The organism is Cupriavidus sp. GA3-3 (genome assembly GCF_000389805.1).
Taxonomy (GTDB): domain Bacteria; phylum Pseudomonadota; class Gammaproteobacteria; order Burkholderiales; family Burkholderiaceae; genus Cupriavidus; species Cupriavidus necator_D.
The window spans coordinates 373438-395262 of record NZ_KB944460.1 but is presented as its reverse complement, the minus strand read 5'-3'; the positions used below and the strand labels follow the sequence as shown (position 1 = coordinate 395262).

Sequence of the window (21825 nt, the reverse complement as noted above, 5' to 3'; positions counted from 1 at the left end):
CGGCAAACCAGAACGAGACACTCCGGAGTCATTCCCATGGGCAGCACCCCCACCCCCAACCCGCTCGCGCCGCTGCGCGACTTCATCACCGGCCTGGCCGCGCTGCTGGACCAGCAGCCGGACGAGCCCCGCATCCTGCGCGAAGGCGGGGCGCTGCTGGCAAGGCTGGTTGCGCGCGACGACTGGCTGCCCGATGCCTGGGCCCAGCCGCATCCCGAGTACTACCAGCAGCACCTGCTGCATTGCGATTCCGCCGAACGCTTCTCGGTCGTCAGCTTTGTCTGGGGACCGGGCCAGCGCACGCCCATCCACGACCACACCGTATGGGGCCTGATCGGCATGCTGCGCGGCGCGGAAGACTCGCAGCCATTCGTGCTCGACGCCGGCGGCCGGCCCGTGCCGCATGGCGACGCCGTGCGCCTGCTGCCCGGGCAGGTCGAGGCCGTGTCGCCCACGGTCGGCGATATCCACCGTGTCAACAACGTGCATGACGACCGCGTCTCGGTCAGCATCCACGTCTACGGCGCCAATATCGGCGCGGTGCGCCGTTCGGTCTATGCCGAGGATGGCACGCGCAAGCCCTTTATCTCCGGCTATTCCAACCAGACCCTGCCCAACCTGTGGGACCGCTCCCGCGAGGTTGCCCAGTCATGACCAAGATTACTGCTACGCAAGCTGCATCGGTTTTCCCGACCTATTCGCCCGAGGACGTGCGCAAGGCCCTGCTCAACCACGACGAAGTCGCACTGATCGATGTGCGCGAGGAAGACCCCTTCGCGCAGGAACACCCGCTGTGGGCGGCCAACTTCCCGCTGTCGAAGCTTGAGATCGAAGCGTGGGCGCGTATCCCGCGCCGCGACACGCTGATCGTCGTCTACGGCGAATACGCCGGCACCGACCTGGCGCCGCGCGCCGCGGCCGTGCTGCGCGAGCTGGGCTATACGCGCGTGCATCTGCTGGAAGGCGGACTGCGTGCCTGGATCGACGGCGGCGGCGAGGTGTTCCGCGACGTCAACGTGCCGAGCAAGTCGTTCGGCGAAGTCGTCGAAGCCAGGCGCCACACGCCGTCGCTTGCCGCCGAGGAAGTGCAGGCATTGATCGACACCAAGGCCGATGTGGTGATCGTCGATGCGCGCCGCTTCGACGAGTACCAGACCATGAGCATTCCCACGGCGACCAGCGTGCCGGGCGCCGAACTGGTGCTGCGCGTGCGCGAGCTGGCGCCCGATCCGAACACGCGTGTGATCGTCAACTGCGCCGGGCGCACGCGCAGCATCATCGGCACCCAGTCGCTGGTCAACGCGGGCATTCCCAACCCGGTGGCGGCGCTGCGCAACGGCACCATCGGCTGGACCCTGGCTGGCCAGCAACTGGACCATGGCGCCAGCCGCCGCGCGCCCGCCGCGGTCAGCGATGCCAACCGCGACAGTGCCCGCCGTGGCGCGCGCGAGATCGCCGACCGGGCCGGCGTTCGCCGCATTGCGCTGGCCCAGATCGAAACGCTGCAGCAGCCCGGGCGCACTGTGTACCGCTTCGACGTGCGCACGCCTGAGGAATTCGCAGACAGCCACCTGCCGGGCTTTGTCAACGCGCCGGGCGGCCAGCTGGTGCAGGAGACCGATCATTCCGCTCCGGTGCGCGGTGCGCGCATCGTGCTGGCGGATGATGACGACGTGCGCGCCAGCATGACCGGCTCATGGCTGGCGCAGATGGGCTGGGACGTCTGGGTGGTGGAACCGGCGACAGCGGCGGAACGTAGCGAAACCGGCGCGGTCAGCGCACCGGTGCCTGCGTCAGCGCCGGTATCGACCGTCACTGCAGCCGAACTGGCCAAATGGATTGACGCAGGCGATGGCAGCACCGCTGTCCTCGACTTCACCACCAGCGCCAACTACGTCAAGCGCCATATTCCCGGCGCCTACTTCGTCATTCGCGCGCAGCTTGCGGACGCGCTGCCGCGCATCCCGCAGCCCAGGCGCTACGTGCTCACCTGCGGATCGAGCCTGCTGGCGCGCTTTGCCGCGGCCGACCTGCAGCGCCTGACGGATGCGGAAGTGTTGGTGCTGGAAGGCGGCACCCAGGCGTGGATTGCAGCGGGGCTGCCGCTGGAAAGCGGGGAAACGCGCCTGGCCTCGGAACGCACTGACCGCTACCGCCGGCCGTATGAGGGCACTGACAACCCGCGCGAGGCGATGCAGGGCTACCTGGACTGGGAGTTCGGCCTGATCGCGCAACTGGAGCGCGACGGGACGCATGGGTTCAGGGTGGTGTAGGGCGCGGTGGCAGGTTATGTTTTGAGCATGCCCGGGTAGTGCTCTTGCAGCCAGTGGGAAGTGTCATCGAGGATGCGCCTGGCGTGATCCAATGCCAGGCGCATGTCGGGTGCTCTGACGGTGACGAACCCGGTGTATTTCTCATTGCGGATCGACAGCAGGCCGTCGAGTTCATCCAGCAGGAGCTGGCTGCCACCCAGGGATCCCACCAGGCCTTCCAGCGCCACACGGTGGTGCCCGTGCGCCGCGGTAATGCGGTAGCCTTGCGCGGCAAAGACGGCCAGCGCCGCAAACAGGATTGCATCGTAAGCGGCTTCGAACTTCGTCGGGTCTGAAACGCCCTGGACCGTTGTGTCCTGGAACTTCTGCACGGCGGCGCGCAGCAGTTCCTGCACCATTACCTTGTTCTGCATCCGCTCCAGGCGGACGACCTGCGGCTCATCGAGTGCCAGTTGTACCGGCTTGCGCGCTGCCATAGGCAAAGTCTCCTTTCAAGCCAATGATCGGCTGGCGCACCACGCCGAGCGCGAAGCCGTTCCCGTCTGCCAGCATTTGCTCGAACTCGGACCTGGAAAACACTGACGCATGGATTTCCCGGCCGTGCTCGCGTCCCACCGACTTCAGTGCCGCATTGATGCGGATGGCACTGAGTTCCTCGCCCAGCACCAACACGTCCAGGTCTGAGGCCGCCTTTTCCTCGCCGCGGGCAACCGAGCCAAATACGACAGCGATCTCTACGGATTCGGGTAGCGCATTTTTCACATCCTCGAGCAATGCGTCGCTGCGCCGCACGATATCCGTCAGGCCTGCGAGCAAGGGCGAATCAGAGGCGCGATACAGGACGTTCCGGCCATCCTGCGTCCGGACAGCCAGCCCAACGTCAGTCCAGCGCTTGAGCCAGTGCGTCACATTGCCCGTGTTGGATCCGGCCATCCGGGCCAGTTCGCTTGGGGCGAATTGCTTCCCGGGGGTGAGGTAAAGCGCGCGAAGCAGCGCGAGGCGCTTTTCGCCCCCGAACAGCTCGCCCAAAAGTACGTTGTGCATGGCTGCCTCCCCATCCATCGCTGCATGATGTGCAGTGTCGCTGCATATTATGCAGCAGCGCTGCATATCATGCACTGTCACTGCATGGTATGCAGTGGTGCATGGAGGCGAAAGGGAGCTCAAAGCTTAAGGAGGAGTCGCAATGCCTCCTCCACTTCACTCATGTAATCAGTCCCCAATCTCGCGACCGGCCGGCCGCCGATGAACTGGCGATTGGACACCGCTCGGACCTGATCGATCAGCAGGTCCGTCTCATAGGCCAGGCCAGGCAGCTTGCCCAGCGCGACCCGCAACGGAAAGCAATCCTCGCGCTCGATTTGTGATGTGCCCGGCACGATGATCGTGGTCGGGTGGCCGGCGTCGTTGAGCAAATCCGTCTGGATGACCAGCGCCGGCCGGTTGCGCTTGGCCGGCTCTTCCCGATGGGTCTGTGGGTTGAGGTCGACCTCCCAGATCTGCCCGCGCTTCAGCTCAGTCAAGCCCGTCTCCGGCCGATGCGTCCATTTCCTCGCTGGCGGCCAGGTGCTTTGCCGAGAGCTTGCGGGAAAGCACGGCGATACGGGAGGCCATTTCCCGTTCGTTCTTCTCGCGCACGGCGTCGCGGATGTAGTCGGAGGTTTTTTGTCCCGATGCCTTTGCCAGCGCGCGAGTCTGGTCGGCCAGTTCTTCGCCGGCGCGGAAGGACAAGGTCGTTCCTTGCAAGCCCTTTCAGGCGCCCGATCTCTCTACAGCAAGGGAACGAACGTAACGATTCCCTGTCAATCGTAATCGTTCAGTTACAATGCTGTCCTGCAGCATCCTGCCGGCCACGCCCCCGACTGGGGACGGCCGGCGGATGCCGTCAATGCCCCCGATTCAATGCGACTGTTGTTCCTGCTGCTGACTGCCATGTGCCTGTCGCTGCTCTCCTTCGGAGCAGTGGCGGACGCGCGCGCGGCGCTGCAGGCGCAGGCCAGCGTTGACCTGGTGGACCTGGCGGCGGCACAGCCTGTCGACGACCTGGGCCGCATCATCGTGCCCGGCGACGACGGCTTGCATGACGACGATATCTGCGACGACCCGCCCCCCGGGTATTGCAATATCTGGTCGGCGGACCTGCTCGACCCCCTCGACCTGCTCGACGAGATCGAGGAATCCAGTGCCCTGATTGCCTTGCCGCCAGTGAAGCTGCTGCTGCCCTCCGGCGATGTCGCCCAGCATCCGCCTGGCCGCGCCGAGCCGCCGCCTTCGGCCTTCTTCCGGCCACCCATTTCCCGCGCCTGAGCGTTTCCTGCGCCCGCACCGCACGCGCTGCAGCATGCCGCCTCCGTGCCGCGGGCCGCGCCCCCTTGCCTGATATCGCCAGCCTGCCTGTTGCCTGACCGCGCGGGCAAGCCGCTGCCGTTGTGCGTCCTGCCGTGATCGCGTCCAAGCGACCGCTCGCCCGGGGCGGGCGGCAGCATGGCGACAGGCAGCCGTATTGCTTGCTTTCCCGACTCATGACAACAACCAAGCTGACCCTGATCGCGTCGCTTTCGCTGATCGCGCTCGCCGCTGCACCGGCCCATGCCGGCGCACAAGGCGGGGTGTCCCCGAAGCCAACGGACGCGGCCGGTGCCGCGCCAGCCGCCCCCGCGCCCCTGACCAAACCTGCTGCCGCACCCATGCCGGGCTCCGCCATCCTGGCGGCTGCGGCGGTGCCGAAGCCCGCATCCGCCGCAGCGGCCGGCGCCCAGGCGGGACCCGCCTACTCGCTGCCCCAACTGCTCGAGCTGGCCCAGTCCACCAACAAGGGCGTGGCCGCTGCCGAGGCCGGTGTCGATGCCGCCAGCGCGGCAATCAGCAGCGCACGTGCCTATCCCAACCCGCAGGTGGAAGTGATGTACGGCCGCTTGTCCGGCAAGCAGCCGGGCGTGACCAGCGGCAATGCGCCCAGCTACGCCGTGGTGCAGAAGCTGGACTACCCGCACCAGCGCAGCCTGCGCGAGGCCATGGCCACCCGCGGGCTGGAGTCGTCGCAGGCCATGCGGCAAGGCTTCCGGGCCGACCTGGCCGCCCGCGTGAAGACTGCCTACTACGACGTGCTGCGCCGCGAGAGCGAGCTGCATGCCGCCGAGGAAGACCTGGCGATGATGCGCCAGATCCATTCGCGGGCGCGCCTGCGCGTGGAGGTGGGCGAGGCGCCGCGCTATGAACTGATCAAGGCCGAGACCGAACTGCTGGCCTCGCAGAAGAGCCAGCAGACTGCCGGGCTGCGTGTCAACCAGGCCAAGGCAGCGCTGCGCCAGCAGGTGGGCGGTGCCATGCCGGGCCAGTTTGCGCTGGCCGGCACCCTGGGCCAGTCGCCCGACGTGCCGCCGCTGCCGGTGCTGCGCGACACCATGACCGCCAGCAATGCCGAGCTGGTCCAGCGCCGCATGGAGCTGGAGCGCGCGCAGCTGGGCGTGAACTACCAGAAGTCGCTGCGCTGGCCCGAGGTAGCGGTGCGCGCCAGCACCGACCGCCAGCCTGACAACAACGTCTCGCAGATCGGGCTGGTCCTGACCATCCCGCTGTGGGACCGCCGCAGCGGCCCGGTGGGCGAGGCCACGGCGCAGGCCACGCAGGCGCGCAGCGCCCTGGAAGCGCGCGAGTTCGAGCTGACGCAGGAGCTGGAAGCCGCCTACCGCCAGTACGAGATCAACCAGGCCCAGGTGACGGCGCTCGAGTCCGGCATCGTGCGCGAGGCCGAGTCGGCGCTGGGCGTGGCCGAGTCCGCCTACCGCTTCGGCGAGCGCGGCATCCTGGACTACCTCGATGCCCAGCGCGTGCTGCGCGGTGCGCGCAATGACCTGATTGCCGCCCAGTACGACCTCCAGGTGGCCGCCATCCAGATCGAAAAGCTTATGTCGACCGCCCCGGGCGCTACCGCAGCGCCGGGCCTGCAGCCGACCTCCACCATCGAACAGAAATAACCATGCGCCCCAATTTCCTGCTTTCTCTGACGGCCGCTGCCGTCCTGACGCTCAGCCTGGCGGCCTGCTCCGACAAACCTGAGCCCGTCGCCGAAGCGCCCAAGCTGCCGCCGGGCGTGATCCAGCCCGAGGGCAACCTGCAGAAGGGGCTGAAGGTGGCGCCGGTGGCTACTTCCCCGTTCAGCGAGATGCTGCGCGTGGCCGGCCGCGTCGACTTCGACGAGCAACGCGTGGCCCGCATCGGCGCCAGCGTGACCGGCCGCGTGACCGACCTCTATGCCACCCTGGGCCAGGAAGTGAAGGCCGGCCAGGTGCTGGCGCGCCTGCACAGCAGCGAGCTGGGCGCGGCGCAGATGGCCTTCCTGAAGAGCGAGGCCCAGACCGAGCTGCAGGGGCGCAACGCCGAGCGCGCGCGCCAGCTGTTTGCCGCCGACGTGATCGGCCGCGGCGAGCTGCAGCGCCGCGAGAGCGAACTGGCGATTGCCTCGGCCGAGATGCGCGCCTACCGCGACCAGTTGCGCGTGCTGGGCATGTCGCAGGCATCGATCGCCGAGCTGGCCAGGAGCGGCAGCATCAACTCGCATTCGCCGGTGTTTTCCAGCATCAGCGGCACCGTGGTCGAGCGCAACGTGGCGCAAGGACAGGTGGTGCAGCCGGCCGATGCGCTCTACACCGTGGCCGACCTGTCGCGCGTGTGGGTGGTGGCCGAGGTACCCGAGCAGCAGGCCGCCCAGGTGGCCGAAGGGCAGAGCGTCGACATCGAGGTGCCTTCGCTTGGCAACGGTGCGGGCAGCAAGAGCATCACCGGCAAGCTGATCTACGTCGGCCGCACGGTCAACCCGCAGTCGCGCACGGTGCTGGTCCGCACCGAGCTGGAGAACCGCGAAGGCCGCCTCAAGCCTGCCATGCTGGCCAGCATGCTGATCGCCGGCAAGCCGGTCGACCAGCTGGTGATCCCGGCCGCCTCGGTGGTTCGCGACGGCAACGACGAGCTGGTCTATGTCGAGATGCCGGGCAACAAGTACCGCCTCACCAAGGTCAAGCTGGGCGCCGAGAGCGACGGCATGCGCGTGGTGCAGAACGGTGTGAAGGCCGGCGACCGCATCGTGGTCGATGGTGCCTTCCATCTCGACAACGAGCGCAAGCGCCTCGAGCAAGGGTAATCGGCCATGATGAAATCCCTAGTCGAAGCCGCCATCAAGCAGCGGCTGGTGGTGTGCGTGATTGCCGTGGTGCTGTTCTTCTTCGGCCTGCGCGCTGCCACCAAGCTGTCGGTGGATGCTTTCCCCGATGTCACCAACGTGCAGGTGCAGATCGCCACCGAAGCCGCGGGCCGCTCGCCCGAGGAAGTCGAGCGTTTTGTCACCGTGCCGGTGGAAATGGCCATGACCGGCCTGCCCGGCCTGGAAGAGATGCGCTCGCTGAACAAGGCGGGCCTGTCGCTGATCACGCTGGTGTTTACCGACGCCACTGACGTGTACTTTGCCCGCCAGCTGGTGATGGAGCGCCTGATCGAAGTGGGCGGGCGCATGCCGGAAGGCGTGTCGCCTGTGCTGGGCCCGGTTTCCACCGGCCTGGGCGAGGTCTACCAGTACACGCTGGACCGTGCCGACGACGGCAACCGCGAACTGACGCAGGAAGAGCTGGCCGAGCGCCGCATCGCCCAGGACTGGGTGGTGCGCCCGCTGCTGCGCTCGATTCCGGGCGTGGCCGAGATCAACTCGCAGGGCGGCTACGTGCGCCAGTACCAGGCGCTGGTCAACCCGGAACGCATGCGCCACTACCAGATCTCGACCCAGCAGGTGTATGAGGCGCTGGCGCGCAACAACGCCAACTCCGGCGGCGGCGTGCTGCCGCATTATGCCGAGCAGTACCTGATCCGCGGCGTGGGCCTGGCCCGCGGCGTGGATGACCTGGGCAGCATCGTGCTCAAGGAGATCAACGGCACGCCGGTGTACCTGCGCGACGTGGCCAACGTCACCATCGGGCATGAGGTGCGCCAGGGCGCGCTGGTCAAGAACGGCCAGACCGAGGCGGTCGGCGGCATCGTCATGATGATGCGCGGCGGCAATGCCAAGGAGGTGGTCAGCCGCGTGAAGGCGCGCGTGGCCGAGATCAACGAGCGCGGCATGCTGCCGGGCAAGCTGCAGATCGTGCCGTACTACGACCGCAGCGAACTGGTCGACTCCGCACTGTGGACCGTGACCAAGGTGCTGCTGGAAGGCGTGGTGCTGGTGGTGATCGTGCTGTTCCTGTTCCTGGGCGACGTGCGCTCGTCGGTGATCGTGCTGGCCACGCTGGTATTGACGCCCTTGCTGACCTTCATGGTGATGAACGAGGTGGGCCTGTCGGCCAACCTGATGTCGCTGGGGGGGCTGGCCATCGCCATCGGCCTGATGGTGGACGGCTCGGTGGTGGTGGTCGAGAACGCGTTCGAGCGGCTCGGCCACAAGGAGCCGGGCCTCACCAAGACCGAGATCCTGGTCAAGGCCGTGCAGGAGGTGGCCACGCCGGTGATCGTGGGCGTGGGCATCATCATCCTGGTGTTCCTGCCGCTGATGACGCTGTCGGGCATGGAAGGCAAGATGTTCGCGCCGCTGGCGTTCACCATCTCGATCGCGCTGGCGATCTCGCTGTTCCTGTCGCTGACGCTGTCGCCGGTGCTGTCGTCGTACCTGCTCAAGGGCGGCGCCGAGCACGACACGCATGTGATCGCCTTCATGAAGCGCCACTACCTGCGCCTGCTGCACTGGGCGCTGGGCAACAGCCGCAAGACGGTGATCTGCGCGGTGGCGGCCTTCGTTGCCACGGTGGCGATCGTGCCGCTGCTGGGCACCTCGTTCATTCCGGAGATGAAGGAAGGCTCGATCGTGCCCGCGCTCGACCGCGTGCCCAACATCTCGCTGGAAGAGTCGATCAAGCTGGAGAAGGAAGCCAACAAGCTGGTGCTGAGCGTGCCGGGCGTGAAGTCGGTGGTGTCCGGCGTGGGCCGCGGCGAAAGTCCGGCCGACCCGCAGGGCCAGAACGAGTCGACTCCGATCGCCAGCCTGAAGGACCGCGGCGAGTGGCCCGACGGCTGGACCCAGGACGATATCGCCAACGCCATCCGCGAAAAGCTCAAGGCCATTCCCGGCGTGCAGATCGTGATGGCGCAGCCGATCTCGGACCGTGTCGACGAAATGGTCAGCGGCGTGCGTTCTGACGTGGCGGTGAAGGTGTTCGGCGACGACCTGGACAAGCTGCGCGAGCTGGCGGGCGAGATTTCGCGCGTGGCCGGCGGCATCCAGGGCTCGCAGGATATCCGCATCGAGCGCGTGTCGGGGCAGCAGTACCTGTCGATCGAGATCGACCGCCAGGCGATTGCGCGCTACGGGCTGAACGTGTCCGACATCCATGACGTGATCGAGATTGCCATCGGCGGCAAGCGTGCCACGGACATTTTCGAAGGCGAGCGCCGCTTTGCCGCGGCGGTGCGCCTGCCGGAGGAGTTCCGCAACAACGAGCAGGCCATCCGCCAGCTGCTGGTGTCCACCCCCAACGGCACCCAGGTGCCGCTGCAGAGCGTGGCCAAGATCGAGGTCAACGACGGTCCGGCCCAGATCAGCCGCGAAATGGCCAAGCGCCGCGTGGTGGTGATGATCAACGTGAAGGACCGCGACCTCGGCGGCTTCGTGGCCGAGCTGCAGCAGGCCACCGACGCCAAGGTGAAGTTGCCCGAAGGCTACTACCTGGAGTGGGGCGGCCAGTTCCAGAACATGGAACGCGCCATGGGCCACCTGAAGATCATCGTGCCGGTGACCATCGCCGCGATCTTCTTCCTGCTGTTCCTGCTGTTCAACTCGCTGCGCTTTGCCACGCTGATCATCACGGTGCTGCCGTTTGCCTCCATCGGCGGCATCATCGGGCTGTTCGTCACCGGCGAATACCTGTCGGTGCCGGCCTCGGTGGGCTTTATCGCGCTGTGGGGCATGGCGGTGCTGAACGGGGTGGTGCTGGTGTCGTATATCCGCACGCTGCGCGACTCGGGTTTGTCGCTCGATGAAGCGGTGGTGCAGGGCGCGACCCAGCGTTTCCGCCCGGTGATGATGACCGCGACCATTGCGATGCTGGGCCTGGTGCCGTTCCTGTTCTCGACGGGGCCGGGCTCGGAAGTGCAGCGTCCGCTGGCGGTGGTGGTGATCGGCGGGCTGATTACGTCGACGCTGCTGACGCTGGTGATGGTGCCTACGCTGTATCGCTGGTTTGACGATCGCAAGCCGGATCCGACCAGGGATGTGCCGGTGTAAGCCAGCACAGACCTTCAAGTCCCGCTGGTTTGCTCCCTCTCCCGCAAGCGGGAGAGGGAGCACGCAAGTGGTCATTCAGAACCCTGCGCGCTTGCCAGCCGTTACAGACAAACGCCCCATGCTTGGCATGGGGCGTTTCTTTTTTGCACAGCCGCCTTATTCAATAGCCGTAATACGGCTGCTGCTGTTCGTAATACCCCGACGGCTGCGGGCCGCAAGGCACATAGGCACGGTCGTAGTCGCGGTAGCAATACCCCGGCGGCGCTGCCGGCGGTGCGTATGAGACGGGAGCCGGTGCGTACGTGACGGGGGGCGGTGCCGCCATGACCGGCGTCGAGGCCAGGGCCGCGCCAAAGGCCAGGCCGACCAGCGCGCCGACAGCCAGCACCGCTCCGGCATTCGAGCCGCCGCCGTGGTGGTGGTGGTGGTGGCGGCCGCGCGCGGACGCCGGGCCGGCTGCCACCAGCGCCACGCTCAGGGCAACCGCTGCAACGATTCGGGTGGAGGGGCGCATATCGGACTCCTTCTGATGCAGCTTGTGTGCATTCATGATGCACGCAAAGCGCCCCTCAAGGTGTTTCTGCGCGGCCGGCGACTTGTTAGGGTTGTAACGGCTGCTTTAATGCCGGTCAGCCGGCGGCCAGCGCGCGCTCGGGCTCCTGCCCGAATGGCGGCATGTTTTCCAGCCGCAGCGATTGCGGCACCGACAGCGAGATGTCCGCGGCGCGCAGGCGCTTGAGGATTTCGAACAACAGGTCGCTGCGCGTGTTGGCGGCGATGCGCGGGCTGCCGACATAGCCCGTCACCGACAGCGTGATGCCGTTGGGCGCCAGCTGGCTGAACATGACCGAGGGTGCCGGCACGTCCAGGATGCTCTCGTTCTCGCGGTAGACGTCCAGCAGCAGGTCGCGCAGCTGTTCGGGGTCGGTATTCAGGGGGAAGGTAAGTTGCAGCGCCGCCACTCCCTGGGTGCTGTTGCTCATGGTCACGTTGCGCAGGTTCTGCGAGATCAGCTGCGAGTTGGGCACGATCACGGTGGAGCGGTCGCCCAGCTGGATTTCGGTAGCGCGCACGTTGATGCGGCGGATATCGCCCTCCACGCCGGCAATGCTGACCATGTCGCCCACCTTGACCGGACGCTCGGTCAGCAGGATCAGGCCGGAGACGAAGTTCTTCACGATCTCCTGCAGGCCGAAGCCGATACCCACCGACAGCGCGCTGACGATCCACGCCAGGTTGTCCCAGCGCACGCCCAGCAGCGACAGCACCAGCAGCACCAGCAACACGTAGCCGACATTGCTGTACAGCGTAATCAGCGAGGCGCGCAGGCCCGGCTCCTTGCAGACCTTGGGCAGCAGTTCTCCATCGAGCCAGCGCCGCACCGAGCGCAGCAGCCAGATGCCGACCCCGAGAGCGACCAGCGCATTCAGGATGCGGTCGGGCATGATGTTGAGGCTGTGCAGCTTCTCGCCGCCCAGCACCATTACCAGGCTGTTGAGCAGGTCCGCGGGTGTGGTGCCGAAGCCGCCGGTCAGCAGCGCCAGCACCGCCACCAGCAGCAGCACGCTGGCGCCGATGCCTGACAGGATGGTGGAGGCCTGCTCCAGGTGCGAATCGTCCACGCCGAACAGCTGCTTGATGACACGGCCGCTGGCGTAGTTGGTCGAGAGCAGGCTTTCGCAGACGTCGCGCGTGACCTGGGTCAGCAGGTACAGGCTGCACAGCACGATGTCGAACCAGACCAGCTCGTAGGTCAGGAAGCGCGCAAAGCTGATGTAGCCGGCCAGCAGCGCCACCACCGACACCAGCACGATGACCGACACGCCGGCGTGGATCATGCCCGCCAGCGTGGCGCGCGCCTCGGGCCGCTCGCCGGCGGCCGCCAGCAGGTTGCGCACGCGGTTGGCGCGCAGCAGCGCGGCGCCGATGGTCAGCACCACCACCAGCGAGACCAGCCCGCGTCCCAGCAGCGTGACCTGCACGCTGGTATCGGCAATGCGGTTCAGCTGCTCGAGCGTGCCGGCCAGCAGCAACAGGCCGGCCAGCACGGCGGGGAACGGCTTCATCGCCAGCGCCACCGGATCGGCCAGCGCCGGCAGGCGCCAGGAGGGATGGCGCGTGCACAGCAGCGCGCGCCCCAGGCCCGCGATCAGCGCGCTGGTCAGCGTCAGCTTGAGCAGCTGGCCGTACAGCTCGACCAGGTCCGGCGGCAGTTCATAGCTGCGCGTGAAGGCGTTGTAGACCAGCTGCACCGCCAGCCCGGTGGTGCACACGGTGGCCAGCGTGGTGGACAGTGCCAGGGCGCTGCGGCGCAGGCGCGTCTCCGGCAGCTTGTGCAGGCAGAACCACGCCAGTGCCCGTTCCGCCAGGCGCCGGCCCAGGGTCCATACCGCCAGGGCCAGCAACAGCAAGGCGATGGTGGCGGCGCGCTGTGACGGCTGCCAGGCCAGTTGCGCCATCGGCACCACCTGGTCGGTAAAGGTGGCCAGGCGCGCCTGGTCTTCCTGTGTCGGGCTGACCAGCGGCTTCCAGAACTGCGGGTTCAGGATGCTCTCGGAGCGCAGCGCGAGCTGGTCCTTCATCTGGCCGCGCTGCAGCCGCGCCAGCTGGTCGCTCAGGTTGGCGATGTTCGCCTTGCTCTCTCCTGCCTGCTTGAGTTGTGCGTCAAGCTGGGCACGGCGCGCATTCAGATCGGCGCGCTGCCTGACCACCGCCGGCGCTTCCTTGGTGGTGGCGGCCGCCGGTGGCGGGCCCAGCACGTCCAGCTGCGCCTGCAGCTGCGCCCGCTGCGGCGTCAGCGCCGAAGACAGCTTGTCGACGTCGGCATCGAGCTTCTGCAGCGTTTCTTCGAGTTCATGCAGCCTGGTGTTGCCTTCCGGGTCGGAGGCCTGCTGCTTGATGCGGTCCTGCTCGGTCTGCAGGCGCTTGAGTTCGGCGGCGGCCTCGCCGTGGCTGATGGCGGGCGCCTGCTGGGCGCCGGCCTCGGAAGCCGCTTCTGATGCCGGGGCGGCCAGTGCTGCCGGCGTCAGGTGGCATAGCGCAGCGAGCGCAAGGCCCAGTGCGAGCCGTGAAACTTTGCTCATGGCGGAATCTCGTCGGATGGTGACTTGCGGCGGCCCCGGCATCGGCAACGGCATCGCGCTGGCACGCGTCGGGTGCGGCGGCGATGGGATGCGGGAACGGCCGGAGCACCGGCAATGAACACGGGAAGGGAGCCGCTCGCTGGCGCTCCCTTCAGCGAAGTCTGGTCAGGGCACGAAGCGCGGCGGGCTGCCTGGCAGGCCGGTGTGCGGGACACGGGACGTGCTGACCGATGGCGGCGGGACCAGAGGACACGAAAAACGGCCTTGCCGCGGTTCGCGAAATTATACGAAAGCGGATACGCCACCCAGCCGTTCCTTGTGTCGGATAGCGCACGGGGTGACATTTTGATACGGATACGCGCGCGGTGGCGCGTGGTCTGCGGGAATCGCATTACCATCACGGTCTTTCGGGCCGCAGGCGGCCCATTTCATTACCAGGAGATGGCATGGCTGTTCCGTCAGGCACGGAAAAGGCGCAGCTCGGCGGCGAGGCCGGGCAGATCGAAATGTTGGTGGACCGTCCCGCCGGCGCGCCGCGAGGCATCGCCGTGGTCGCGCATCCGCATCCGCTGCTGGGCGGCTCGGCCACGCACAAGGTGCCGCACCAGTTGGCCAAGGCGCTGGTGGCACGCAGCTTCCTGACCGTGCGGCCGAATTTCCGCGGGGTCGAGGGGTCCGCGGGGCAGCATGACCAGGGCAGCGGCGAGGCGCAGGACATGCTCGCCGTGGTCGCCCATCTGCGCGAGGCCCATCCCGGCCTGCCGCTGGCACTGGCCGGCTTTTCCTTTGGTGCGTTCGTCATGGCCAATGCCGCCGCCACGCTGGCGGCGCTGTCCGTGCCGATCCGCCACCTGGTGCTTGCCGGCACGCCTTACGGCACCGTCAAGGCGCACCGCAGCTATGACACGCCGGCCGTTCCCGCCGATTGCCTGGTGGTCCACGGCGAGCGTGACGAGCGCGCGGAACTCGGCGCGCTGTTCGACTGGGCGCGCCCGCAGGGGCTGCCCGTGGTAGTGGTGCCGGGGGCGGACCACTTCTTTACCGGCAAGCTGCCGCTGCTGGTCCGTATCGTCGGCGGCTACCTGGATCGTCCCGAGGCCGGGGCGGCCGCCTGACGGCTTAAGGGCGCCAGGCCCTCAGGCGATCGGCATCGCCGGTGCGCCGCCGATCGGGTCGGGATGGATCTGCATCAGCGCGGCGCGCTTCTCCAGCAAGTGCTGGCGCAGGATGGCCGCCAGCCGCTTGCCGTCGCGGGCTTCCAGCGCGTGGATCATCTCTTCGTGATCGTGCACGGCGCGGTCCCATTTGTCGGTCTGGTGGTTGGAGCGGAAACGCATCGCCTTGAGCCGCCGGTTGAGCGTCAGGTAGGTCTGCTGCAGCGTCTGGTTGCGCGCGGCACCGGCGATGCGGTCGTGGATCTCCTGGTTGCGGGCGTAGTAGCCGGGCAGGTCGTTCTGCGCGCGGCAGGCCAGCATGGCGTAGTGCAGCGCCTTGATCTCGGCCAGCTCCGGCGGCGTGATGCGCTCGCACGCCAGCTCCCCGGCAAACGCCTCCAGGCCGCTCATCAGCTCGAAGGCTTCCCAGGCCTCGGCCTCGCTCATCCGTGACACGCTCGCGCCGCGGTTGGGCGAGATCTCGATCAGCCCCTCGGCGGCCAGCACCTTCAGCGCCTCGCGCAGCGGCGTGCGCGAGATGCCCAGCGTTTCACACAGCTCGCGCTCATTGAGCTTCATGCCCGGCGGCAGCACCCCCTCGACGATAAAGTTGCGCAGGTGGTCGACCACGGTGTCGTGCAGCCGCTGGCGCACAACCCTGGGCAGGAGCGGGGCGGCGGCTGCACCGGTGCCGTCCGGAGTTTGCATGCAATGTCCCTGTTATTGGCGTTGCGCCATTCTAAGACATTGCCGGCGGGCGGCGGCCCGCTCCTCGCCTATCGCGCCGGACCGCGCAGCGGCATGCCGTTTTCACGCGGCGCCTGGGAGCCTTCGCCCCGTCCGATCAGCGCCACCGACAACGCCGACACCACCCCCGCAAAGGCAACGTAGGCGCAGATCTGCCAGGGCTTGCCGCCGCCCGACTTGAGCAGTGCCGTGGCGATGATGGGCGTGATGCCGGAGGCGAAGATTCCCGAGAACTGGTAGACGAACGAGATCCCGGTGTATCGCACCCTGGCATCGAACAGCTCGCAGAACAGCGCAGCTTCCGGGCCGTAGACCGCGGCGTAGAGGATGCCGAACGGCACCACGATGGACAGCCACAGCAGCATGGTGTTGCCGCCGCTGTTCAGCATCAGCCAGAACGCCGGGAAGGCGGACAGCGCCGTGATCAGCGAGCCCCAGAAATACACGCGGGTGCGGCCGATGCGGTCGGACAGGTGGCCGAAGAACGGAATGAAGAAGCACATCGCAATGGCCGCCGCCATTACGCCGACCAGCGCTTCAGTCCGGCTGATATTGATGGTCTGGGTCAGGTAGGTGATCGAGAACACGCCGAAGATGTTGAAGAAGACCCCGTCGATATAGCGTGCGCCCATGCCCTTGAGGATATTGCCCGGGTAGCGCCGCATCATGTCGACAAAGGGAATCTGGGTCTCGGCATTGCGCTGCTTGATCACGGCGAATTCAGGTGTCTCCTTGACGTTGAGGCGGATATACATGCCCACGAACACCATCCCCGCCGAGATCAGGAAGGCCACGCGCCAGCCCCACGCCAGAAACTGCGCATCGGTCAGGGTCAGCGACAGCAGCGCCACCACGCCGGATGCCAGGCACAGTCCGATCGCCAGCCCGATCTGCGGCAGCGACGCATAGAAGCCCCGTTTGCCCGGCGGTGCGTACTCATAGGCCATCAGCACCGCGCCGCCCCATTCGCCACCCAGGCCGATGCCCTGCAGCACGCGCAACAGCAGCAACAGGATCGGCGCCAGGATGCCGATGCTGTCATAGGTCGGCACCAGCCCGATCAGGAAGGTGGACACGCCCATGATCATCAGCGTGATCACCAGCATGCTCTTGCGGCCAACCTTGTCGCCAAAGTGCCCGAAGATCACGCCGCCCAGCGGCCGCGTGACAAAGCCCACCGCAAAGGTGGTGTAGGCCAGCATGGTGGCCACCAGCGGGTCATTGCCGGGGAAGTACAGCTTGTTGAAGACCAGGCCGGCGACCACGCCGTACAGGAAGAAGTCATACCATTCGATGGTGGCGCCGATCACGGACGCCAGCGCGACCTTGCGGATCGCCTGTTCGTTGGGGCTTGTCATGCTTGTCTCCTCTGGTGATGGGCGGCGTCCTCTGGAAGGATGGTTATGGACGCCGGATGCACTGCAGGGTTTGGCCTTGTTATGGGTGCCTGGCCTTGGTTGTTCGCAATCAGGATTGGCGCAGGCCGCTCAGGCGGCTGCTGCCATCTTGGTTGCCACGTCGACGGGATGCACTTCCCGCCGTGCGTCTTCGCGGATGAAGTCGGCCGCGCGCTCGGCCATCATCACCACCGGCACGTTGGTGTTGCCTGAGACCAGCGTAGGCATCACCGAGCAGTCCACCACGCGCAGCCCGCCCACGCCATGCACGCGCAGGCGCGCATCGACCACTGCCAATGGATCGGCGGCGGGCCCCATTTTCGCGGTGCCCGACGGATGGAAGATGGTGGCACCGTACTCGCGGCAGAAATGCAGGATCTCGTCGTCGCTGCGCACCTCGTCGCCCGGCCGGAACTCGCGCTTCATCAGGCCGCGCATCGGTTCGGCCTGCGCCACGCGCCGGGCGTAGCGCACCGCTGCCACGGTGCAGCGCCGGTCCAGCTCGGCCGACAGGTAGTTGGGCTGCATCGACGGCGGCTCATACGGATCGGTCGAGCGGATCCGCACCGTGCCGCGCGACTCGGGCCGCAACTGGCATACCGAATAGGTGCAGCCGGAGAAGGGATGTACCGTGCCGCCCGCCATGTCGGCGGACAGGGTCGAGAAATGGAACTGCGTGTCCGGCGTGGCGCTTTCCTGCGGCAGTGCGCGGCAGAACATCGCGCCCTGGTTGATGCCGATCGCCAGCGGCCCCTTGCGCATCAGCAGCCATTCCAGGCCCATGCGCGCCTTGCCCGTCAGCGAGCGCAGCTGGTCGTTGGTGGTGATCGGCTTGGCCACCTCGTAGATCAGTCGCACCTGCAGATGGTCCTGCAGGTTCTCGCCCACGCCCGGCAGGGCATGCACCACCGGTACGCCCAGGTCCTGCAGCAACGGCGCCGGGCCGATGCCCGACAGCTGCAGCAACTGCGGCGACTGCAGCGCGCCCGCGCACAGGATCACCTCGCGCCGCGCCCGCAGGATATAGGGCTGGCCATGCTGGGTGTAGCGCACGCCCACGGCACGCTTGCCTTCGAACAGGATCCCGGTGGTGTGGGCATCGGTCTCGACGCGCAGGTTCGTGCGCCCGCGCGCCGGGCGCAGGTAGGCCACCGCGGTGGAGCAGCGCCAGCCGTTGCGGGTGGTGAGCTGGTAATAGCCCACGCCCTCCTGGTCGCCACCGTTGAAGTCGGTCTTGCGGGGCAGGCCCAGCGCCTGGCCGGCGCCGATGAAGGCATCGACCAGCGGATGCTGCCGGTCGATCGAGGTCGCGTTCAGCGGGCCGTCGGTGCCGCGCGTGGGGCCGGCGCCAAGGTCGTTGTTCTCGAGCTTGCGGAAGTAGGGCAGGCAGTTGTCCCAGCTCCAGCCCGGATTGCCCAGCGTTTCCCAGTGGTCATAGTCCTCGCGCTGGCCGCGTACGTAGATCAGGCCGTTGATGGCGCTGCTGCCGCCCAGCGTGCGGCCGCGCGGCCAGTAGATGCGGCGATCGAGCATGTTGGGATCGGGATCCGTATAGAAGCCCCAGTTCACTTGCTTGTGGAACATGGTCTTGCCATAGCCGATCGGGATATGGATCCACGGGTAGCGGTCGGGCGGGCCGGCCTCCAGCAGGCAGACCGAATAGCGGCCGTCTTCGCTGAGCCGGTTGGCCAGCACGCACCCGGCCGAGCCGGCGCCTACCACGATGTAGTCAACGGTTTGCGACATCGTCGCTGTCTCCTTTTCTGGCCGGCAGGCACGTAGCCACCCGGCTTCGATCTATAATCTGAAACGTTCTGTTCCGGATTTTATTTTTCAAGGCCGGAATGGAAAGCTCAATCGCGAGGAGACGCCGGTTGTGAAACAGAACGTGCAATTCCCGTTTCAGAATCGCACTGCAGCAGAAGACGGGGCGGTGGAGGACGATGCACGCAGCCTCCGCGTGCTGATGGTGCTGTCCAGCCTGGCCAGGGCGCAGCACCCGCAGACGCTGTCCCAGCTTTCGCAGCGGTTGCATGTGCCCAAGGCGACACTGATGCGCCTGCTGGCCGCCATGGAGCGCACCGGCTTCGTGGTCCGCATGCCCGCCGAGCGCGGCTATGTGCCCGGCCCGGGCGCCGCGTCGCTGGCACTGCAGACCCTCAGGAGCCCGCCGATGCTGCGCGAGTGCCGCGCCATCCTGGCCAGGCTGGTGGCGAGCCTGGGCGAGACCTGCAACCTCACCGCGCTCGACGGCGACCGGGTCCTCTATGTGGAGCGGGTCGAGACGCACGAGCCACTGCGCCTGCAGCTGTCGCCCGGCATCCACGTGCCGCTGCACTGCACCGCCAGCGGCAAGCTGTTCCTGTCAGCGATGAACCGGCTGGAGCGCCAGCAGATGCTCAGGCGGCTGGACCTGGCCCCGCACACGCCGCGCACGCTGTCCGATGTGCCGGGACTCAACACCGAGCTGGACCGGCTGGGCGCGCGCGGCATCGGCGTGGACCACGAAGAATTCGTGCGCGGCATGTGCGCGGTGGCAGTGCCGGTGCGCGAGCCGGATGGAGAGGGTTCAGGCCGGGTGGTGGCCGCGATTGCCTGTCATGCGCCGACTGCGCGGGCTTCGCTTGAGGCGCTGCTGCAGGCGGTGCCGACGCTGCAGGGCGCGGCGAGGGAGATGGCTGCGGTGCTGTGCGCGCACTGAGCCGGGCCGGCTTCCCGTTCAGCGCTTGCGAACGCCGGCCGCCGCCACCGCGCGCGCGGCCAGCAACGGCACTGGCTCGGCCACGAGGGTCTCGCCGGCGCGACGCATGACGAGCTCGCGAAACAGGCGCGCCGGCGTGCGTGGCGTGAGTTCGTCGTTCCAGACCGCGACCACCGGCTCCACGCGGCTGCCGAGTTCGAAGCGAAGCACTCGCGCCACCTTGGCCAGGGTGAGCTGCGCGGCAATGCGCTCGGGGAACACCGCGAGGAAATGACCCGCCTGCAACAAGCTGGCCGTGGCGGCCACATCGCTGGTGCGGATGCCCAGCGAGGGCGCCGGCGCCCCTAGGGTATGAAACGCCGTGTGCAGCAGGTGAAGCATGCGCGAGCCGGCCACCGGAATGCACCATTGCTGCCCGGACAGTTCCCGCGCCGCCAGCTTGCGGCGCGTGAGCAGCGGATGGTCCAGGCTGGCGACAATCACCACCTTCTGCGCCGGGACTACCGGTGCCGTGCGCAGCGCGGGTAGCGACAGGCGCGGATCGTCATAGGCGAACAGCAGGTCCAGCGAGCCATCCACCAGTTGATCCGCCAGTTCGCCGATGCCGCCTTCGATCACGCTGATCTCCACGCGCGGATGGTCACGGTAGAAGTCGCTCATCGCCCGCGCCAGGAAGGGCTGCACCGACATCGTCCGGAACGCGATGCGCAACGCCCCCTGGCTGCCGGCACGCACTGCCTGCAGCGATTCGGCGAGCCGTTCGAGCTGCGCCAGCAAGACCGCCGCATGGGCTGCCATCTCCCGTCCGGGCTCGGTCAGGTGCAGGCCGCGGCGGCTGCGCTCGAACAGCGGCATGCCCACGATGTCTTCGATCTCGGCCAGGGTCTTGGACACCGCGGCGGGGCTGACATGAAAGCGCGCGGCGACGGCTGCGGCGGTTGGCATCTCGCTCAGCGCCAGCATGATGCGCAGGTGGCGCAGCTTGAGGCGGCCAAGCAAGGTATGGGCGAAGGCTTCGGCGGGCATGGGGGCAGGCGACGATCGGCGGGGCCGGGTGGCTCATTCTACAAGTTAACCATTTGCTCAACAAACAGCGATTTTTATTCGCTTTTGGTATCGGAACCGATCCCATATAGTCGGCGCATCACCTGATTCATTCCAAGCCATCACGAGGCAATCAGACCTCAGGAGGAGACCCATGGAAACCATGAGCCATTTGCGCTCGATCATGCGCGGCATGCTTGCCGGCGCAGCCTTGCTCGCAGCCACTTGCGCAACTGCCGCACCCGCGTGGCCCGACCGGCCGCTGCGCCTGGTGGTGCCGTTCCCGGCCGGTGGTTCCTACGACATCATCGGCCGCACACTCGCGCGCAAGCTGGAACAGCGGCTGGGGCAGCCGGTGATGGTGGAGAACATCGCCGGTGGCGCGACCGTGCCGGGTGTGTCGTCGGTGCTCAAGGAGAAGGCCGACGGCAACACGCTGCTGCTGGCCAGCGACGGCACGCTCAGTATCAATCCGTTCACGATCAAGGGCCTGCGCTATCGCCCCGAGACCGACCTGACGCCGGTGACCATCGTCAGCACCGTGCCGCACTGGATCATCACGCGCGCCGACCGCAAGGAGATGACGCTGGGCGAGCTGAAGACGCATATCCAGCGCAATCCCGGCAAGGTGTCGATCAGCATCAACGTCGTCGCGGGGGCTGCGCACCTCGGCCTGGCCGACTGGAAGCGCCGCAATGGCCTGGATTTCACCATCGTTCCATACCGCGGCTCGCCGCCGGCCATGGCGGACCTGATCGGCGGCCAGACCTATGCGCATGTCGATGTGATCGGCTCTTCGGTCAATTACGTCCAGGATGGCAAGGCCAGGCCCCTGGCCACGCTGCAGGCGGAGCCCGTCACGCAGTTTCCCAGCCTCGAAACGCAGAAGGCGGGCGGCACGGATGTGCTGCAGGTACGCGGCAACCTGGCGCTGGTGGTCAAGGCGGGTACGCCGGCCCCGGTCATCGACCGGCTCTACAGGGAAGTGAAGGCCAGCGTGCAGGAAGCGGACTTTGCCGCGCGCCTGCAGACGCTTGCCTATGAGCCGGTCCTTTCCACCCCCGAGCAGGCCCGCCGCTTCCTGCAAGCGGAAACGATCCGCTACGGCGCCATTGCGCGCGCAGTCGATCTCGAATCCAACTGAACCCTTCACGCTGTCGGAG

At 67.2% G+C, this 21825-nt stretch carries 19 protein-coding genes; 9 read left to right on the top strand and 10 right to left on the bottom strand.

The window, feature by feature from the left end:
- The first annotated feature begins 36 nt into the window (after window positions 1-36).
- Window positions 37-654 (top strand): cysteine dioxygenase, encoded by a 618-nt coding sequence (locus tag C265_RS01785; RefSeq protein ID WP_010810343.1) that lies wholly within the window; start codon window positions 37-39, stop codon window positions 652-654.
- The gene (locus tag C265_RS01780) at window positions 651-2273 is read left to right on the top strand and encodes a rhodanese-related sulfurtransferase (protein WP_010810342.1); all 1623 of its coding nucleotides are present in this window, start codon (window positions 651-653) and stop codon (window positions 2271-2273) included. Before C265_RS01785 ends, C265_RS01780 begins: the two co-directional genes overlap by 4 nt.
- Before the next feature lie 14 nt (window positions 2274-2287).
- Here the strand turns inward: C265_RS01780 and C265_RS01775 are convergent, their stop codons facing one another.
- The 4 genes from C265_RS01775 to C265_RS01760 all read right to left on the bottom strand — a co-directional run bounded on the left by C265_RS01775 (window position 2288) and on the right by C265_RS01760 (window position 4019).
- Window positions 2288-2749: a hypothetical protein gene (locus C265_RS01775; RefSeq protein ID WP_010810341.1), complete on the bottom strand. Its 462-nt coding sequence runs from the start codon at window positions 2747-2749 to the stop codon at window positions 2288-2290.
- Window positions 2712-3317 carry a nucleotidyltransferase domain-containing protein gene (locus tag C265_RS01770; protein ID WP_168163301.1) on the bottom strand — a complete coding sequence of 202 codons (606 nt, stop codon included), beginning with the start codon at window positions 3315-3317 and terminating at the stop codon, window positions 2712-2714. Before C265_RS01770 ends, C265_RS01775 begins: the two co-directional genes overlap by 38 nt.
- Before the next feature lie 119 nt (window positions 3318-3436).
- Window positions 3437-3796: a type II toxin-antitoxin system PemK/MazF family toxin gene (locus C265_RS01765; RefSeq protein WP_010810339.1), complete on the bottom strand. Its 360-nt coding sequence runs from the start codon at window positions 3794-3796 to the stop codon at window positions 3437-3439.
- Window positions 3789-4019, bottom strand: coding sequence for an antitoxin (locus tag C265_RS01760; protein WP_037023349.1), 231 nt, complete (start codon window positions 4017-4019; stop codon window positions 3789-3791). The genes C265_RS01765 and C265_RS01760 overlap by 8 nt, the downstream gene beginning before the upstream one ends.
- A 156-nt stretch (window positions 4020-4175) precedes the next feature.
- On the opposite strand from C265_RS01760, the gene C265_RS01755 reads away from it, so the two are divergent.
- From C265_RS01755 to C265_RS01740, 4 genes are all read left to right on the top strand, one after another.
- Window positions 4176-4580 (top strand): hypothetical protein, encoded by a 405-nt coding sequence (locus C265_RS01755; RefSeq protein ID WP_010810337.1) that lies wholly within the window; start codon window positions 4176-4178, stop codon window positions 4578-4580.
- Window positions 4581-4795: 215 nt separating this feature from the next.
- Window positions 4796-6250, top strand: a complete 1455-nt coding sequence (locus tag C265_RS01750; RefSeq protein ID WP_010810336.1) for a TolC family protein — start codon at window positions 4796-4798, stop codon at window positions 6248-6250.
- A gap of 2 nt (window positions 6251-6252) precedes the next feature.
- A complete protein-coding gene (locus C265_RS01745) occupies window positions 6253-7413 on the top strand; it encodes an efflux RND transporter periplasmic adaptor subunit (RefSeq protein WP_010810335.1) in 1161 nt (386 codons plus the stop codon).
- A gap of 6 nt (window positions 7414-7419) precedes the next feature.
- Entirely contained in the window at window positions 7420-10536 is a 3117-nt protein-coding gene (locus C265_RS01740) for an efflux RND transporter permease subunit (RefSeq protein ID WP_010810334.1), read from the top strand.
- Window positions 10537-10696: 160 nt separating this feature from the next.
- On the opposite strand, the gene C265_RS01735 is transcribed toward C265_RS01740, so the two are convergent.
- Window positions 10697-11050: a hypothetical protein gene (locus tag C265_RS01735; protein ID WP_037023445.1), complete on the bottom strand. Its 354-nt coding sequence runs from the start codon at window positions 11048-11050 to the stop codon at window positions 10697-10699.
- 115 nt (window positions 11051-11165) lie between these two features.
- Window positions 11166-13619, bottom strand: a complete 2454-nt coding sequence (locus C265_RS01730; protein WP_010810332.1) for a DUF3772 domain-containing protein — start codon at window positions 13617-13619, stop codon at window positions 11166-11168.
- Window positions 13620-14065: 446 nt separating this feature from the next.
- Here C265_RS01730 and C265_RS01725 point away from each other — a divergent pair, with 446 nt between their 5' ends.
- Complete coding sequence (locus tag C265_RS01725; protein ID WP_010810331.1) at window positions 14066-14734, top strand: alpha/beta hydrolase; 669 nt, start codon at window positions 14066-14068, stop codon at window positions 14732-14734.
- 21 nt (window positions 14735-14755) lie between these two features.
- Here C265_RS01725 and C265_RS01720 read toward each other — a convergent pair whose 3' ends face one another.
- The 3 genes from C265_RS01720 to C265_RS01710 form a co-directional block, all read right to left on the bottom strand.
- Window positions 14756-15481, bottom strand: a complete 726-nt coding sequence (locus C265_RS01720) for a GntR family transcriptional regulator (protein WP_010810330.1) — start codon at window positions 15479-15481, stop codon at window positions 14756-14758.
- 68 nt (window positions 15482-15549) lie between these two features.
- On the bottom strand, window positions 15550-16878 hold the full coding sequence (locus tag C265_RS01715) for an MFS transporter (protein WP_010810329.1): 1329 nt from the start codon (window positions 16876-16878) through the stop codon (window positions 15550-15552).
- Between the two features lie 129 nt (window positions 16879-17007).
- Window positions 17008-18663, bottom strand: a complete 1656-nt coding sequence (locus tag C265_RS01710; RefSeq protein WP_010810328.1) for a GMC family oxidoreductase — start codon at window positions 18661-18663, stop codon at window positions 17008-17010.
- A gap of 130 nt (window positions 18664-18793) precedes the next feature.
- On the opposite strand from C265_RS01710, the gene C265_RS01705 reads away from it, so the two are divergent.
- Window positions 18794-19618 (top strand): IclR family transcriptional regulator, encoded by an 825-nt coding sequence (locus C265_RS01705; RefSeq protein ID WP_010810327.1) that lies wholly within the window; start codon window positions 18794-18796, stop codon window positions 19616-19618.
- 18 nt (window positions 19619-19636) lie between these two features.
- Here the strand turns inward: C265_RS01705 and C265_RS01700 are convergent, their stop codons facing one another.
- Window positions 19637-20644 carry a LysR family transcriptional regulator gene (locus tag C265_RS01700; protein WP_010810326.1) on the bottom strand — a complete coding sequence of 336 codons (1008 nt, stop codon included), beginning with the start codon at window positions 20642-20644 and terminating at the stop codon, window positions 19637-19639.
- A gap of 172 nt (window positions 20645-20816) precedes the next feature.
- Between C265_RS01700 and C265_RS01695 the strand changes: the two genes are divergently transcribed.
- Entirely contained in the window at window positions 20817-21806 is a 990-nt protein-coding gene (locus C265_RS01695; protein ID WP_010810325.1) for a tripartite tricarboxylate transporter substrate binding protein, read from the top strand.
- The last annotated feature ends 19 nt before the right edge of the window (window positions 21807-21825 follow it).